Source organism: Spiroplasma apis B31 (assembly GCF_000500935.1).
Lineage (GTDB): Bacteria > Bacillota_I > Bacilli_A > Mycoplasmatales > Mycoplasmataceae > Spiroplasma_A > Spiroplasma_A apis.
Map to the genome: position 1 here is coordinate 979,210 of NC_022998.1, position 16,059 is coordinate 995,268.

Sequence of the window (16,059 nt, forward strand, 5' to 3'; positions counted from 1 at the left end):
ATCAATTATTTATGTAAGGTACTTATTATAAAACAATTTGGGGCATCTCTTGCTTTCAAAAATAAAAAAATGTCTCTAATAATTAGAGACATTTTTTAAGAAAAAATGTTTAACTTGCACGTCCAATGATTGTTTTGCCTTCTGCACGAGCATTTCAATAACCTGGTAATCTAAAATTAATATTTATGAAATCAAGTCTTAAATTAACATCTTCGAAGGGGTTACCTTGTGCACCTAGGACAGTTCCACTATTAATATATCCCTTTGTAGTAACTTTGACTTTAGTATTAGATTTCTCTCCGAAAAGGGCTCATCCGAAGATTTCTTGATTACCTGTTTTAAGTAAATAATCTCTGTGTTCTTTTTGAATACCATTATTTAAAGATAATGAATCATTAACACCATATTTAAGTCATGCTTCACTACTATTAAAAGTTGTTCACAAATTTTTCGCTATACCAGGTGTTTGACCTGTAATTGATGTAAATCCACCAGCAGAAGATTTATCCACTATTCCGAAAGTTTGTCTAAAGCTGTTAACACCTTTGATTGTATTATGGTATGCAGATTCGAATGTCTTACTGTGTTCGTATCCTTTGATAGTGTCACCAGTTCAGTTTTTGTTTTCTTTATCAATTGAATAGGCAGTTAATAATCTAAACTCAGGAAGTTTTTGAGTATATTTATCCCCGATTTTTAATTCTAAATCTTTTAAATAAACATAGCCTATATTTGAGGTTGAAGAGAAATCAAAAGTCTTGATCTTCTCAGTATTAGTCTCACCTGGGATTTTCTTTGCTACGTTATCTTTGAATTTATCAATTTCGTTACTATATTTTTTGACCATGTCTGATCAAACAATACCTAAGTGATTATAGATTTGGACGTCAACATCTTGAGAGACCCCACCTAGAATTTTATTTTCTTTTACAATATCTTCTTTTCTATTGAAAACATAATTAAATAGTTTTTCAGCATCTCCGTATATACTATCTGAAACAAAATATAGCTTTGGTCTTTCCATCATATTTGAATTAAGTTTATACTTTCACTCAATCTTAGAAAAACCTCTATTTTCAGAGAAAGCAAGTTTTGCATTCTTAACTCAAGGAGAGTCATGATTATTATCTTCAAGAACTTTTTTAACAGTGTCTGTCAAGTCCTTATTGAAAGAACTATTGTTGAAGTAGTTCTCAACTTCAGAGTTGTTGTCTACTAAGTGCTTATCCTTGTCTTTCATATTTAGACTCGAAGAATCTAACCATGCTTTGCTTTTTTCTTTACCATTTAGTAAATACCCATATTCCATATCATTTAAAACAGTTTTACCTAGTAATTCGATTACTTTTGAGTTTGTCAAAGAATATGTAAAATCTTTTTTGACACTGAAGTCAGCTCTCTTATTAGCTTGATCAATATATGATGTCTTGATTTCAAATTGTAAATAAACATTTGATGCAAAAGGTTTATCCTCGTTCCCCACTTGCTTTAGATTTGTCGAGTCTCCAAAATCTTCATTATAATCAATTTTTAAAGAAGGTCACTCGATTTCCAAATCTTCAAAAACTTCATTTAAATTCCCTAAAATTAAAGTATACTTGTTAAGATTTTTTAAATTATTTATTTCTTCTTTTATTTTTGAAACATACATTTTAGTAAAGACATCTTTATAAAGACTTTCTTTATCTTCTTTTTTGACTAAATCTTTTTCTTTCCCGCTATATCTTTCAATGTTTGCTTTATTTAAAAAACTATTTTGCTGTGACTTATTTTCGATTTCAATCAAGCTTTTATTAGCCTCTAGAACATTCGTTGTTACAATATCGATAACCTCGTTTTTAAAATCTTTAATAGCTTCTGAAAAGAATTTTGTATTGTCTGTTTCCTCTTTCGGTGCACTTTCTGTTTTGTTTTTTGAATTACAAGAAACAATAGTTATAGTTGGTGTTACTAATAAACCAACAGACCCTAATAAATTAAGTAATTTTTTCATTTTTGTTTGTTCTCCTTATATATTGCTTTTATATTATCATAAAAAACTTAAAAGTGTTATTTCCCAAAAAAAATAAAAAAACAGGTTTTGCTACCTGTTTTTTTATTTTACGCTTTTTTTTCGAATAATATTTGATTTTTATGTTTTGTGGTTCAAATGCCATCTACCCTGAAGTTGATGTTAACAAAATCTAATGCGAAATTGATGTCTAGATATTTTTCACCAGCATAGTAAACAATTTTATTAAATAATCCTCTTTCATCAATACCAAATAATAGATTAAAAGTTGAACGATCGAATTTTCACTCGAAAGTTTCTTGATTTCCCTCTTTAAGTAAAATCTCTCTAAATTCTTTTTGATCATCATCTTTTAAAGAAAGCGATGAGTTTAAGGCTTGTTTATATTGGTTACCGGTGTTTTTTAATGTATCCCATAGGTTTTTAGCTCTATTAGGTTTAACACCACTAAACGCTGTAATTGCATTGCTATCAGTTGTATTAGTAATACCAAAATTGTTTTTAAAACTGTTTATTCCTTTTAATGAATTGTGATATATTGCTGCTAAAGTTTTTGATTTTTCTATCTCACTAAATGTATCATTTTCTCAATTTTTTTCATTTTTATCAACTGAGTAGCTTGTTAGAATTTTAAACTCAGGTAATTCTTGAGTATAATCATCTCCAATTTTGAATTGTAACCCTTTTAAGTATGCGTATCCAATTTTTGATGTTGAAGATAAATCAATTCCTGTAATTTTTTCATCTTTTAAGTTTGCAACTCAGCTTTCTGTGTTACTTTTGTAATTTTCAAATCAATTACTAGAGTTTTCTTGAATATAATTGTATAATGATTCTTCTACTTCTTGTTCTGATGAACCTAATGATTTTGTCTTTTTATCGCTAAGTCCTTTGAATAATAAATCCATCATTTTTTTACCGTTATTTACTTCATCTTTTCAACCGTATAAAGTTGGTTGTTTATTTTCGATTGAATGTGATCATTCAATCTTTGATAAAACTTCAACCTCTTCAGCAAATGTCAAAGTTTTTGCAAACTCATTATTTTTTGTTTCTTCTAAGTCTCTTTGTATATAACTTATAAGTCCATTTTTAAAATTCACGTTGCTAAAATAGTCAGATACCTTGTTATTATCATGTAATAACTTATCATCTTCAGAGATTTTTAATGAATTAGCATCTAATCAAGCACTACTATTATCATCCTTTTTGTCTTTAAAAAATTGGTTTTGTAAAGTTTGTACGATAGAATTCCCCAACTTTTCTATATTACTAGAATCTGTTAAAGAATAAATGAAGTTACTTTCTATAAGTGTGCTTTCATCATCTTTAGACTCTTGATCTTTAAAAAGTGCTTTTATTTTAAAGGGAATTTTTATATTTGAAGTAAATGATTCTTTTGGTTGAACTTCAGAACCGTCCCTTTTCATAGTTCCTTGGTCTTCAAAGTTTTTATAGTCAATTTTCAATTTATCAAAATCTAATGTAAAATCTTTAAAAACGTTTTCTACACCTTTTAGAATGATATCATACTCACTTTTATCCTTTAATTTATTTAATTCATTCTTAATATTATCTATTGCTAATTTTTTGTTTATATCGTTTTTTAACTTGTTTTTGTCTTCGTCTGTTACTTTTTTTGCTTCATCACCTTTATATTTTTGTATTACATCTTTCTTTAAGAACTCGTTATTAGCTGCTTGACCTTTGTTTTCTACCTCAATCAAGTTTTTGTTAGCTTTAATCAATTCGTTTGAAACAATAGTACTTACTTCTTTTTTGAAATCAGCAATAACTGATGCAAAATCGGGTTTTTCTTCTTGGGTACCTGGTTCGGGTGTTTCTTCAGTACTTTTGTTTTTAGAACCACATGATATAATGGTTGTTACAGGTAAAGCTGTTAACGACAAACTTCCTAATATATTTAATAATTTTTTCATACTTTGTACTTTCTCCTTTTGCAAATTTATAATATCATAAAATAACTTAAAAGTTGTTTTATGATAAAAAAGGTTTTCAAAAATATAAAAAAATGAGATATTATTTCTAGTATTTTTTTATATTATGTGTAGTCTATTTTATAAGAAGTTTAGTTGAGGATATAACCATGGATATAAGAGGCATTATCTTGCAGGGTATGAGTAATTATTCTCCACAAGAAAAAAAACTAGCTGACTATTTATTAAATAATTTATCAACCATTAGCACTTCTTCATTAAAAGCAATTGCAAACAAACTACAAATACAGAAATCAGTAATATCTAGTATGCTTCAAAAAATAGGTTTAGGTGGATTTAAAAATTTTAGATATGTCCTTGATAATCAATGCTATCAAGGACATATCAAAACCTCAAATATTATTGATACATACGAGAAACAAATTATTAAAGATATAAAAAATACTTCAAGTTTACTCAAAACTAGAGATCAGTTATTAAAATTAATAAACATAATAAAAACAGAAAACTACAGACAAATAATACTTTACTCGACAGGCAAAACGAAAAAAATTGTAGATTTTTTATACTTCAATTTATTAGAAAATAACATCAATTGTAAGGTTTTTTCTTCACTATATGATTCTGAACTTTTAGATGTCGAATCAAAAATAGTAATAGTTTTTAGCATCTCTGGTAATAATAATAAAATCTCAAGATTTTTAAAACTGGTAAAACAACAAAATCCTCTTGTTATAGCTTCAATCACCTCAACACTTAGTTGTAACTTCAAGGAATTTCTTGATTTACATATATATGGAAGTTGCTCAACATATTTTAGCAAGGATGGAAAGGTTTTCCCTATTGGCGAAAAAACTCCTATTTGAATGATAATTGACTTATTTTTAATTTATTTAAAAATATAGTTTTTTCACTTCAAGTGGTTTTAAGTTTAAAAGAAAGATAGACATTAAAAAAACTTATGTTGTTTTCGAAACAAACATAAGTTTTTTTAGTTTCTTATTTTTCTATTAAGGTTGTTTTACTAAGAAAGTTGTCAATTCTTTTTCTAATCAAATTTTATCAACATTAAATGTTATATTAACAAAATCTAATGCAAAGTTTATTTCAAGATTCTCTTCACCTGTTTCTTTTGTATACCTACCACTTTGATAAGTTCTATACTCGTATACTACACCTGTATTATTAATGTTGAATATCATGTTGAATGAGTTTCTAACAAATCTTCAACTAAAAGTTTCTTGATTCCCTTTTTTTAATAAGTAATCTCTGTAAGCTTTTTGATTAAATTGATCTTGTGAATCATTTTTTAAAGATAAAGATGAGTTAAGAGCTTGCTTATTAAAATCATTTGTGTTTTGTATGGTTTCTCACAAGTTTTTTCCCATAGTTGGAGTTTTACCACTAAATGTAGCTAAGATCTTTGTATTATCTGTTTTTCCTATACCAAAAGTTTCAATATAGGCATCGATTCCTTGTTTAGCATTATTATAAATAGAAGCAATTGTTTTTGATTCTTCAATAGATTTATATTTATTAGCTTCTCAATTTTTTTCTTTTTTATTTACTGAATAGCCAGTTAACAATTTGAATTCTGGTAACTCTTGAGTGTAATCATCATCTATCTTAAATTGTAAGCCTTTTAAGTATACGTACCCCAACTTTGATGTAGAAGACAAATCTTTTTTGCTGAAATCTATTTGATTTTTAGATTTGAAAGTATCTATTCCACTGTTATATTTTTTGAATCATTCCTCAGATTCATTCTTTACATAGTTGTATAGACCTTTGTTTACACTAGCTTTTTCCCCTGCTAAAACTAGTTCTTCTTTTATTGGATTGTTTCTAAAGATCTCATTAAACATAGGTTTCCCGTTGCCATTTTCATCTTGTCATTCATATTTAGTAGATGTTTTATTTTCTAATTTTAAGTTTCAGTCAATTTTAGAAAAGGCATTCTCGTTGTCCAAAGATAAATTCAATTTTTGTATGATTGGATTTTTAGAAGTCTCTAAAACTTCTTTTTTAAAGTATTTCAAGAAGTTATCCCCAAATTCTTTATTTCTAAAGTATTCTCCAACTTTATTGTTATTATCTAACAATAAACCATTTTTCTCATCTAAACCTAGATTTTTTGCATCTAATCAAATTCCTTTTTCTGTACTTTCATTTTCATCTACAAAGTATTTGTTTTGTATTTCTTTAACTGATGTAGTACCAAACTCTTTTAAAGCTTCATTACTTGTTAATGAGTAAACAAATTTACTGGTAGTTTTATAAACTGTTTGTTGACTGGTTTGATCTTTATATTTAGTGTTAATATCAAAGTTTACAATAACATTTGATGTATAATCATCATCTTTTGTGCTAGCATTATTTTGTTTTAAAGATTCTTGTACTTCTTAATTTGAGAAATTTTTATACTTGAATTCTGCACTTTCAAAATTTACATTCATATTTTCAAAAATGTCCTCTAAACCATCTAGGATAACGTTATATTCTGGTTTATTTTTTAATTTGTTTAGTTCACTTTTGATATTATCTATTGATAATAATGTTTTTATGTCAGATTCAAAATTCTTTTTGTCGTTTTCACTTAAATTCTTTTGCTTTGCGTTTTTTTCAATGTTTTCTTTTACTAAAAATTTATTTCTTAATTTAGCATCTTTCTCTAACTCGAAAAGTTTTTCTCTAGTTTTGAATAATTCTTCAGATATTATAGTAGAAACATCTTTTTTAAACTGAGAAATTAAAGAAGAAAAGTCTGGCGCTTCCTCTTTTTCTTCTGTGCTTGGTTTATTTTCACTTGCTTCATTTTTAGTTTTACATGAAACAATCGAAGTTACAGGCAGTATAGTCATAGACAAACTCCCTAATATATTTAATAATTTTTTCATTTTATACCCTCCCTTTTTCATATGTTAACACAAAAGTGTTAAAAGAAAAAATTTTGTGAGTGGTTAAATACGTTGCATATTTATTTGTTGATTTTAAATATTTAAAGAAAATATTGAAATAATTAAATTCTTTAGAAATTTAAGTTAGTGACAACTAAATAAAATAATAATGGAGGTGAACAAATTTGAAAATAAAGAATATCCCTATTAGGAGATTTTTATCTAATATAAGAAAAAGTTTAGAGGACTTCGGAAGAGCCATATTGGTACCTGTCACTGTAATTCCCTTACTAGCTTTAATAGGAGCAATTGGTTATGCGGGTCAAGCAATTGCAACTGAAGTGGGTACCTATCAAGGTAGTGTAAAAATAGCAGTAGATGCTATAAAAAATATTGGTATGATTGCAATAACAAACATAGACTTTTTAGTAGCTATCGGTTTAGCAGCTGGTCTAGCCAAAAGTGAAAAAGTAGCAGCTGCATTATCTGGTTTAATGGCTTATGCTGCATTACATTTTGCTGCAAACTTGATGCTCCAAGTTTTACAACCAAATATGTTACAAAATCCAAAAGAAGCTGGGTTGGCATTTAGATTTGGAGTTATGTCATTTCAGTATAGTGCCTTTGGAGGTATGATTGCTGGGATTATAGGATACAAAGTACATAAATGAACTTATAAACTGAAGTTCCCAGAATTTCTATCCTTTTTTGGAGGGCCGAGATTTTCCCCTGTTGCAAGTACATTGGCTGCTTGAATAATAGGAATGCCACTCGGGATAGTATGGATATATATCTCAAAAGGTTTAGTAGCTGTTGGAGAAGGATGAAAATATATGGGTGCTGGTTCGCCATTCCTATATGGGATTGCAAATAGAGCATTGATACCATTTGGATTACATCAAGTCATGAATTACTTTTTGTATTATACAGAGGTTGGTGCATCTTGAATAGCTCCTGATGGAAAAATCATCAATGGTATCTACAATATAGCAATAGCAAAACTTGGTTTAAATGAAATGATTTATGCGAAAGATACATGAATTGTTAACGGAACGTTTCCTACAAATATGTTTAGTTTAACTGGTGCAGCCTTAGCTATGTATTTTACAATACCAAAACAAAGTCGTAAAGTAGTTGGTGGTGCAATAATCTCGGCTGCTCTAGCATCTTTTCTAGCTGGAACAACAGAACCGATTGAGTTTACGTTCATATTTACTGCACCATATTTATATATTATTCACATCTTTTTTACTGGTTTTGTTTATATGTCTATGTATCTTTGTAATTTTGCCCAAGTATCAACAAGAGGATCAGGTTTAATAACTTGAATTGTCGTAAATGGAATAAACTGAAATAAAATACAAAATGTTTGAGGGCTATTCATAATTGGACCAATTGCATTCGGAGCATACTTTATAACCTTTTATTACTGTATATTAAAATTCAATTTAAAAACTCCAGGAAGAGTAGATGCAATAACAAAAGATTCAAACAAAATAGAAATAAAAGATAATGAAGAAAAACATATTTCAAAAATTATAGAAGGTTTAGGCGGCAAAGAAAACATAATAATTATGGGTAACTGTGTTACAAGGCTTCGAGTAACAGTAAAAGATATAAATAAAATTAATAAAAACCTGTTAGAAGAAACAAAACCTTATGGAATCAAAGACATTGGTAATAATCAAATTCATATTATTTATGGTCCAAAAGTAGTAAACTTAGCAACAGATTTAAGAGAGTTTCTAGGGGTGATTGAGTAATGCCTTTCAAAAAAATTTTAGATAACTTATATCTAGGCGATCAATTTTCTAACACACTAAAAATAGATTGTGAAGTCAAAATGAGTGATATATTCTACAGGAATCTTTGCAAACGAGAAAACATCATATTTAAAAATAGCAACGTAGTAATAACGAAAGATAAATTAGCAGCTAACATTGTAGATTGTTATCATCCAACTATTTTAAATAAACATTATTTTCTATTTGCAATTAACTTTATAAAACAAAATATAAAACAAAGGCGTGTGTATGTTCATTGTCAATTAGGAGTTAGTAGAAGTGCTTCACTGATTTTTATTTATTTAGTTATAGAAAATATCATCAATATCGAAGATTTTAACTTAGCCTTGAATCACTTTATTGATAATTTCTACCCTTATATGAAATTAAACTCTGGTATTTATCTATATTTAAAAGAGAACTTTCCTTTTCAAGAATTAAAAAATAGTTTAAATGAAAGTAGCGTGAAAATTTAATGTACTACTTGGACTTCGATTATAGAGTTTTATACATATACAAAGATGGTCAGTTATTGCATAAGGAGCCCACTTATTGTCTCTATAATTTGAAAAGTTTAGAACTAATTGCAATGGGGGAAGAAGCAAGACATAAACTAAAATGCGATATAAATTTTTTAGTTTATATTCCAATAGAAAATTCTAAAATAGTTAGTGAGAAACTATTAAATGATTACATAAGTTTTATTTTAAGAAAATACAGTATAAATGAATCCGAAGTGAAGTTAATAATTTACAAATATATAAATAAGTTTAAAAACTATCCATCAATAAGTGGGAAGAATTTCTTACAAAAGTTTTCAAGTAGTGATTATTTTTTTGAGATAAGAGGTACTGAGAGTGTTTTATATGATAAACAAAAAAAACAGCTTAAAGTAATCACATGAGGGCTACAAGATATTTACAAAAACATAAATTATTATTTAAATGATAATTATAATGTCACATTGAACACAAGTAAAATTGAATCTTTAATTAGAGAGACAAAGAATGATATAAGTCCCCTTAACATAGTTGCACGATCTATTTTAAACGGACAAGAAGTCGATATAGAAATTTCGAATATCTCAGAGTTGTTTAAAAGCTCTATTAAAAAATTGCAAAACTTTATTAAAAAAATAGACGCAAGCAAAATAAGCTTTGGACCAAAATTTATTGAGGTGTTTGATTTTGTATATTAAACTAGGTATTGGATTATCTGCTTGTATATTTTTCTTTGTCCTGAGTTTTATAATTTTTAAAACTAGTAAAAAGAGCTCTTTCTCTAACAAAAGACGAAATATTTTACCAATAATATTTTTTGTTGCTGCTCTGATGTGCTTACTTTTCTCTTTACAAGATTATTTATTTAGTTTTTAAAAGAACTACACCTTTATTTGTTGAAATTTATTAAAAAGTTAAAGCTTTATTTCATACAAAAAAAGCACTTTACCAAAGCTAAGTATCATCTACTCTAGTTTTGAAAGTGCTTTTTTATTGTTTATTTTTTATATTTTTCTTTATTTTCCTTTTGACGTGCGCTTCCATCTGAGCAACAAGGACATTTTTTTGATAGACAAGTTTGACAACTGATACATTTTAAGCAACTTTGACACCCATGAAAAGATCCGCTACAAACCCTACAAGTATAACAATTATGTGCTCCACCTGGGCAACAAACTTCCGATGGTGTAATTGATTTATTTTCTGCCATATTAATAAGTTCGCCTCCTTTTGTTAACTAATTATACTCAAAAAGTTCTAGCTTACCAAGTATGTTAATGGTTGTTTTCTTATTTGTGCCATAGCTGCAATCCATCCGAATAACATTATTAGCGAAAGTATTCCATAAGCAAGGAAAGGAACCCAAGGCAGCGATGGGATTAGAACCAAGACACCAAATTTATTTCAAACTATAGTTTGTAATAAATTTCAAGTAAGAATTGAGACAATGTATGCACAGATAAATACTATGGTTCCACCTGTGATATATCTTCCCATTACCATCCAATTAACCTTTGCATTCGAATATCCTAATGAACGCATTATAGTTATAATGTTTATTGCATCAACAATTATAATATTCATTATAACAATCAATAGGATTGTTAATAAAATCATATCGATAATAACGTACATTACCATCGATCAAATTATTGTACCAGTTAGTGCGTCTATTGCAGATTTTATAATTGGCATTACCATTAAACTTTTTCCGAATGTACCCGATAGGACATAATTTAAATTTTCATCTCGTACAAAGTTAACTTTTTCTAGGACTTTTTTTATGATGTCTGCCAAGTCTTTGCCAAGTGCAGGACTATTATTATCAACTGCTTTTCTTAAATATATATCTAATATTGTACCCAATCACGAGTTTTTGGTAGAAGTTGATATAGTGGTTGATTCTAAATGGTTAGTGAAAGATGTGACAAGATTTTGAATATTTTCAAGGTCAAGTTTACCACTTAGACTTTTTTTAGTACTATAAAATGATGTAAAGTATTCCTTTAAAGAACCATTTTCAACAATTGAATCATCTTTGTATTTGTTGAGTAATAAATTATAATCTGCATAAATTGTTTGTTGAAGTGTGTCGGCATTATTTATTCCAACAACCACAAAATCTCCGATTATATTCCCTTTTTTACCAATTTTAAGATTATTTATGATATCTCCAACTTTTGCATCCAATAGTTTTGCGAGACGAAAAGATATGATTACTGGTATTCTTTCGTTAACTTCGGTTCCCAATGATTTAATTGTATCTTGGGTTATTGAACTTAGATTGAAAATATTGTTAATATCACCATGTTTATTAGTTGTATCTATTGCAAATATCTTAGATTTTAATTTATCAACTTCACTGTTTCCCTCGATGAAGTAAGGTATATCAAGAACAAGAGCTTCTTTTGAACTATCATATAATACAACATTAGATGTCAATAATGTATTTACATCATCAGAAGCGAGTAAAAACTCTGTAATAAGACTTCTAAAATTTGTATTTATATTAGAAAGACCACTTGTATCGCTTGCAAAATTGCTAATACCTCTTGGGGCAACTCCTTCGAGTAATGTGTCTCTCATGGTTTTTTTAAATGTTTTTGTGTCATTACAGTCCTCGAAATCCTTGTCTTTGAATGATAAACAAAAATACTTTCCGATGTCGTTTATTTTGATCGCTGAATGTTTATCAGTTTTATTGTTACTCATATTTAAAATGTTTTGTTCACTCAAAAACTCTGGTAAATTGTCTGGGTCTGTTATCAATTTAGAATACATTACTTTTAGCTTATCTATATTTAAATCATCTACTTCTTTCAAAGGATAAGTTAATGAAATAAAGTTGAACAATAGCGGTAGTGGAATTTTTGGAAAACCATTAATAGGTTTTTTAATGACTTCTTTTCTGACATCAGATAGCTTATATAACAGCTTTGATATATTATTATAGTCAATAATTGTATTTTGATTATCGTTATTTAAATAACTTATAACTGAATCGTGACCTTTTATATCTATATATTTTAATTCGCTGCTTTCTGCTTTTCTTGTATCTTTAATCTTGCCATCGAATGATAACGTGCTTGATTTAGAATATTTGTAATAGTGGTCAACATTATTGTTCAAGTAACCAAAACTTCCATTTATCATATTTTTTAATATTGGGATTGATTGTAGTTGCAACATAAATAAGAAACCACTAAATCCAATTAGAGTTAATATTAAAACAAATTTCCCTTTAGCACTAGAAACAAATGCTTCTTGCATTCTATAAGTAAATCCTTGATTTTTTTTCTTCAATACTAGTAATAAAATCTTGTTGATTCCTATAAATAATAATGAAGGAAAGAAAATAACATAAATAATTCAGATGACATAACCCCATTTTTTCTTTTTGACACCAGTACTTAATAATGCAAGAGCATTTTCTGATAGATAAGAATAAATAATCAGATAAGATAAACCAGCAAATAAAAGTGGGACTAGAATAATCAAGCAAGTTAGAAAAATTGGATTTGAATAAACATTATCAAAACTGAATACAACCCAGTTAGCAAAGCTTTTAGTTGAGGCTTCAATTTGAAATGGGATTGATAAAAAGTACCCAATTCCGATTCCAATAGTCATAGAAATAAAAGTCTTAACAGAGAATACTCAAGTTAACTCTCTGGTTTTATAACCAATTGATTTGAAAACCCCTAATTGTCTTCTTGTATTATTTATTTCTTTTTTTAGTACAAAGATAATAAAGAAGAACGCAAGTAAAAATAAAATTATACCGATTGCAAGAAATATGTAAGTCATCACATACAAATTAGTTAAGAGTTTTATTGAGTCATGAGATGAAAAATCTTCAAACACTGTTGTACCAACGTCGAATAACTTTGCATTTTTCTCTTCATTACTGTTAGTTACTAAAGATTCATTAAGTGGCTTCGAATAGTTTGAAACCATTCTATCTTGTGATATTTTGAAATTTGAGTTTTCTTTAAAGTCTTTTAAAATAAAATCATTAAAATAAGTTTGGCTATTATCACTATTTGAAGAGTCACCGATAAAAAATGATTTGTCTACAAAAATGTGGGCATAATTATCAACGCTTGATGTGTATCCTAGTTTTACAGGTGCAAGTGCAGAATATTTTTCGGCATACCCTACTATTTTAAAATTCACAGGAACTCATTTTTTTTCGTCATTTGATGTAGGTAAATTTATTTGAAAGATATTATTATTGATCATTTTTTGTTGCTTTCGAGCAAAATTGTCGTTTATAACAACTTCAATCGTAGGATTAGAAGTTCTATCTCATACAATTTTATTTGGTAGTCTACCAGATCTTAAAACCAAGTTGTTCAATTGTTTATTTTCATCAACAGTATTTGAATATAATGACGATGTTGACTCGATAGTGTAATTATAAGTTTTAGAGAAGTTTGAGGCTTGATCTATAATGTTAATTTTTTGGATTACGTCATACTTTAAATCTTTTTCTTCATTTAATTTGGATACTTCTTTCAAAAAACTATTTACTAAATAAGAGTTTACATCTCTACCCGCATTGAATTTTTTCAATGCATTTTTAACATCTGTTGTAAAAATATCTTTACTTTTAATTTTTTCTGTTTTATAAGTTTTTTGAATACTATTTTTAGTTTCATAAGTAATATCAACTTCAATCTCATCCCCATTACTTTTGTAAGCATCAATTAAAAAATTCGCCATTCTTATTACGGCTTCTCTTTCTTTTTGTTCTTTATTTTCGTTATCTTTGATTTCAATATCATTAACGTAGTTATTTATGATCTTCTGAGCTTCACAAGTAAACCACGAATCTTTGAAAACTTCCAAGTTCACGTCTTCGAAATCATTATACTTTAACCTAAATTTAGAGTCTCCCTTTTTGGAAGAAAAAATATTGTTATAAACAAAATTATCGTCAAGATCTTTGTAACCTTGCATTTGTTGTTGTCAAATATTTGTATTATTTCTTACAGACAAGGCGTGAAGTGATAGCTGCAACGGTGTTGCCAACATCCCCATCACAATCATGGTAAATATTGTTAGAAAAATAATTGTACCCAAAGTTTCAACTCAAGATCTTATAAATAGTTTCATATAAGATTTAAAAATATTTTTCATAAAATTGCCTCTCGCTTATTTAATTATATTATATAGTAGATTAGGAACTTAACTTTGTGTATAAAAAAAACTTTTTCTGTTAAAAAAGTTTTTGAAATTATTCTATACCCATAATAAATGTGTAAACTTCTTGTCCACCTTCGACTACTTCGTATTCAACATCATAGTTCTCATCTAAATATTTCCTTAGATCACTTATGTCTTTGAATGAAGCATCTAATCCAGTGAAGATGGTAATTATCTCAGTTTTAGAGGTTATGTATTTTGCTAATGACTTTGTGAAGATATCTTTTAATGAATTAGCTGCAAATGTAATTTTTTTATCAACAATTATCATGTATTGATCTTTAGAAATTTTAACACCATCGATCACTGCATCTCTAGCAGCTTTGTTTATTGATACAGAAGTAACAGACTTAATTGCCTTATTGATATTTGATTCGTTTTTCTTAGGAGTTTCATCAGGATCTAATGATAAATACCCAGTAATTCCTTGGGGAATAGTTTTAGTTTCTAAAACAACAACCTTAGACATTTTTTCCAAATCTTTTGCCTGTTTTGCTGCTAATAGTACGTTTGCATCATTTGGAAAAATATAAACTACTTTTGCGTCTACTTTTTGAATTGCTTTTAGAAAATCTTGTGTTGAAGGGTTCATTTTAGGACCACCGTCAATTACAAAATCAATATTAAGTTCTTCTTTAAAGTATTTTTGCATTTCTTTTGAGCGAACTACCGCAATTGTTGCGAATGGATTAGAAAGCATACGTTGTCCTTGTGCTGCTTTATTAGCTTCGCTTCCCTTACTAGAAGTATCATTTACATGTTTTTCAGCCTGCAAGTTCATGTTTTCCACTTTAATGGTCTTGAATTCCCCGAACTGTTGAAGATATGTAAGTATTTGTCCTGGCATAAGTGCATGTGTGTGTACTTTTAAAATGTCATTGTCTATTACAGCAACTATAGAAGTGTTACCGTATTGTTCGAATGTACTTCTAACTGTATTTACGTTCAATTTATCAATCAATTCATCATTTAATATAACAATTGCCTCAGTACAATAACCGAACTCATCTTCGATAACCATATCGATGTTTCCACCAGTATTTTCTTCAAGTTTTTTTGTTTTAGCGATCGGTTTGTTAGTTTTAGCGAAGTGTTGCATACCTTCTAAAAATTTTACTAGCCCGTATCCACCGCTATCAACAACACCAACTTCTTTCAATGGTGGTAATAAGTCGGGTGTACCTTCTAGTGATGTGTTTGCTCTTTTTATAGTTTTATCTCAAAACTCTTTAATGTCCATCTCATTGTCTTCGATCGAATTAACAAAATCACTTGTCTCTCTTATAACAGTTAAAATTGTACCCTCAACTGGTTTCATAACAGCTGCATAAGCTACTTCTTTAGCTTGTTTGAATGCTACTTTTCATGTTTCAAGATTAAGTTGTTCTTTATCTTTCATCCCGTTTGAGAATCCTTTGATAATTTGTGAAAAAATAACACCTGAATTACCACGAGCTCCCATAATTAGACCCCTTGAAAACTTTGACATTAATGACCCGATACTGTCAAAGTCACCTTGACTAATTTCTGAATAACCGTTAGTACAAGTTAAATTCATGTTTGTTCCTGTATCTCCATCTGGCACAGGAAAAACGTTTAATTTATCGATGTGAGGGTAATTATTGTAAATGTTATTTACACCACTCGTGATCATGCCTTTTAATAATTGCACTTCTTTCATAGTATTGTCACCTTCTATAT

Annotated in this window: 11 protein-coding genes; 4 read left to right on the top strand and 7 right to left on the bottom strand. The window is 28.3% G+C overall.

Features of this window, described 5'->3' with window-relative positions; all coding sequences use genetic code 4:
- Positions 1 to 109 precede the first annotated feature (109 nt).
- The gene (locus tag SAPIS_RS04215) at positions 110 to 1,993 is read right to left on the bottom strand and encodes a lipoprotein (RefSeq protein ID WP_023789983.1); all 1,884 of its coding nucleotides are present in this window, start codon (positions 1,991 to 1,993) and stop codon (positions 110 to 112) included.
- A 107-nt stretch (positions 1,994 to 2,100) separates the two neighbouring features.
- Positions 2,101 to 3,951: a lipoprotein gene (locus SAPIS_RS04220; protein ID WP_023789985.1), complete on the bottom strand. Its 1,851-nt coding sequence runs from the start codon at positions 3,949 to 3,951 to the stop codon at positions 2,101 to 2,103.
- Between the two features lie 167 nt (positions 3,952 to 4,118).
- Here SAPIS_RS04220 and SAPIS_RS04225 point away from each other — a divergent pair, with 167 nt between their 5' ends.
- The gene (locus tag SAPIS_RS04225) at positions 4,119 to 4,874 is read left to right on the top strand and encodes a MurR/RpiR family transcriptional regulator (protein ID WP_023789987.1); all 756 of its coding nucleotides are present in this window, start codon (positions 4,119 to 4,121) and stop codon (positions 4,872 to 4,874) included.
- Positions 4,875 to 4,979: 105 nt separating this feature from the next.
- Here the strand turns inward: SAPIS_RS04225 and SAPIS_RS04230 are convergent, their stop codons facing one another.
- Positions 4,980 to 6,071, bottom strand: a complete 1,092-nt coding sequence (locus tag SAPIS_RS04230; RefSeq protein ID WP_023789989.1) for a hypothetical protein — start codon at positions 6,069 to 6,071, stop codon at positions 4,980 to 4,982.
- A gap of 300 nt (positions 6,072 to 6,371) precedes the next feature.
- Positions 6,372 to 6,866 carry a lipoprotein gene (locus SAPIS_RS04235; RefSeq protein WP_023789991.1) on the bottom strand — a complete coding sequence of 165 codons (495 nt, stop codon included), beginning with the start codon at positions 6,864 to 6,866 and terminating at the stop codon, positions 6,372 to 6,374.
- Between the two features lie 185 nt (positions 6,867 to 7,051).
- On the opposite strand from SAPIS_RS04235, the gene SAPIS_RS04240 reads away from it, so the two are divergent.
- Genes SAPIS_RS04240 through SAPIS_RS04250 form a run of 3 tightly spaced genes read left to right on the top strand, consistent with a single transcriptional unit; the run spans position 7,052 to position 9,848 of the window.
- Positions 7,052 to 8,629, top strand: a complete 1,578-nt coding sequence (locus tag SAPIS_RS04240) for a PTS transporter subunit EIIC (RefSeq protein ID WP_023789993.1) — start codon at positions 7,052 to 7,054, stop codon at positions 8,627 to 8,629.
- Positions 8,629 to 9,126, top strand: a complete 498-nt coding sequence (locus SAPIS_RS04245; protein ID WP_023789995.1) for a dual specificity protein phosphatase family protein — start codon at positions 8,629 to 8,631, stop codon at positions 9,124 to 9,126. Before SAPIS_RS04240 ends, SAPIS_RS04245 begins: the two co-directional genes overlap by 1 nt.
- Positions 9,126 to 9,848 (top strand): hypothetical protein, encoded by a 723-nt coding sequence (locus tag SAPIS_RS04250; protein ID WP_023789997.1) that lies wholly within the window; start codon positions 9,126 to 9,128, stop codon positions 9,846 to 9,848. Before SAPIS_RS04245 ends, SAPIS_RS04250 begins: the two co-directional genes overlap by 1 nt.
- 299 nt (positions 9,849 to 10,147) lie before the next feature.
- Here SAPIS_RS04250 and SAPIS_RS04255 read toward each other — a convergent pair whose 3' ends face one another.
- The 3 genes from SAPIS_RS04255 to SAPIS_RS04265 form a co-directional block, all read right to left on the bottom strand.
- Positions 10,148 to 10,360, bottom strand: a complete 213-nt coding sequence (locus tag SAPIS_RS04255; protein ID WP_023789999.1) for a hypothetical protein — start codon at positions 10,358 to 10,360, stop codon at positions 10,148 to 10,150.
- A 47-nt stretch (positions 10,361 to 10,407) separates the two neighbouring features.
- The gene (locus SAPIS_RS04260; protein ID WP_023790001.1) at positions 10,408 to 14,292 is read right to left on the bottom strand and encodes an ABC transporter permease; all 3,885 of its coding nucleotides are present in this window, start codon (positions 14,290 to 14,292) and stop codon (positions 10,408 to 10,410) included.
- 97 nt (positions 14,293 to 14,389) lie between these two features.
- A complete protein-coding gene (locus SAPIS_RS04265; RefSeq protein ID WP_023790003.1) occupies positions 14,390 to 16,039 on the bottom strand; it encodes a DAK2 domain-containing protein in 1,650 nt (549 codons plus the stop codon).
- Positions 16,040 to 16,059: the final 20 nt, after the last annotated feature.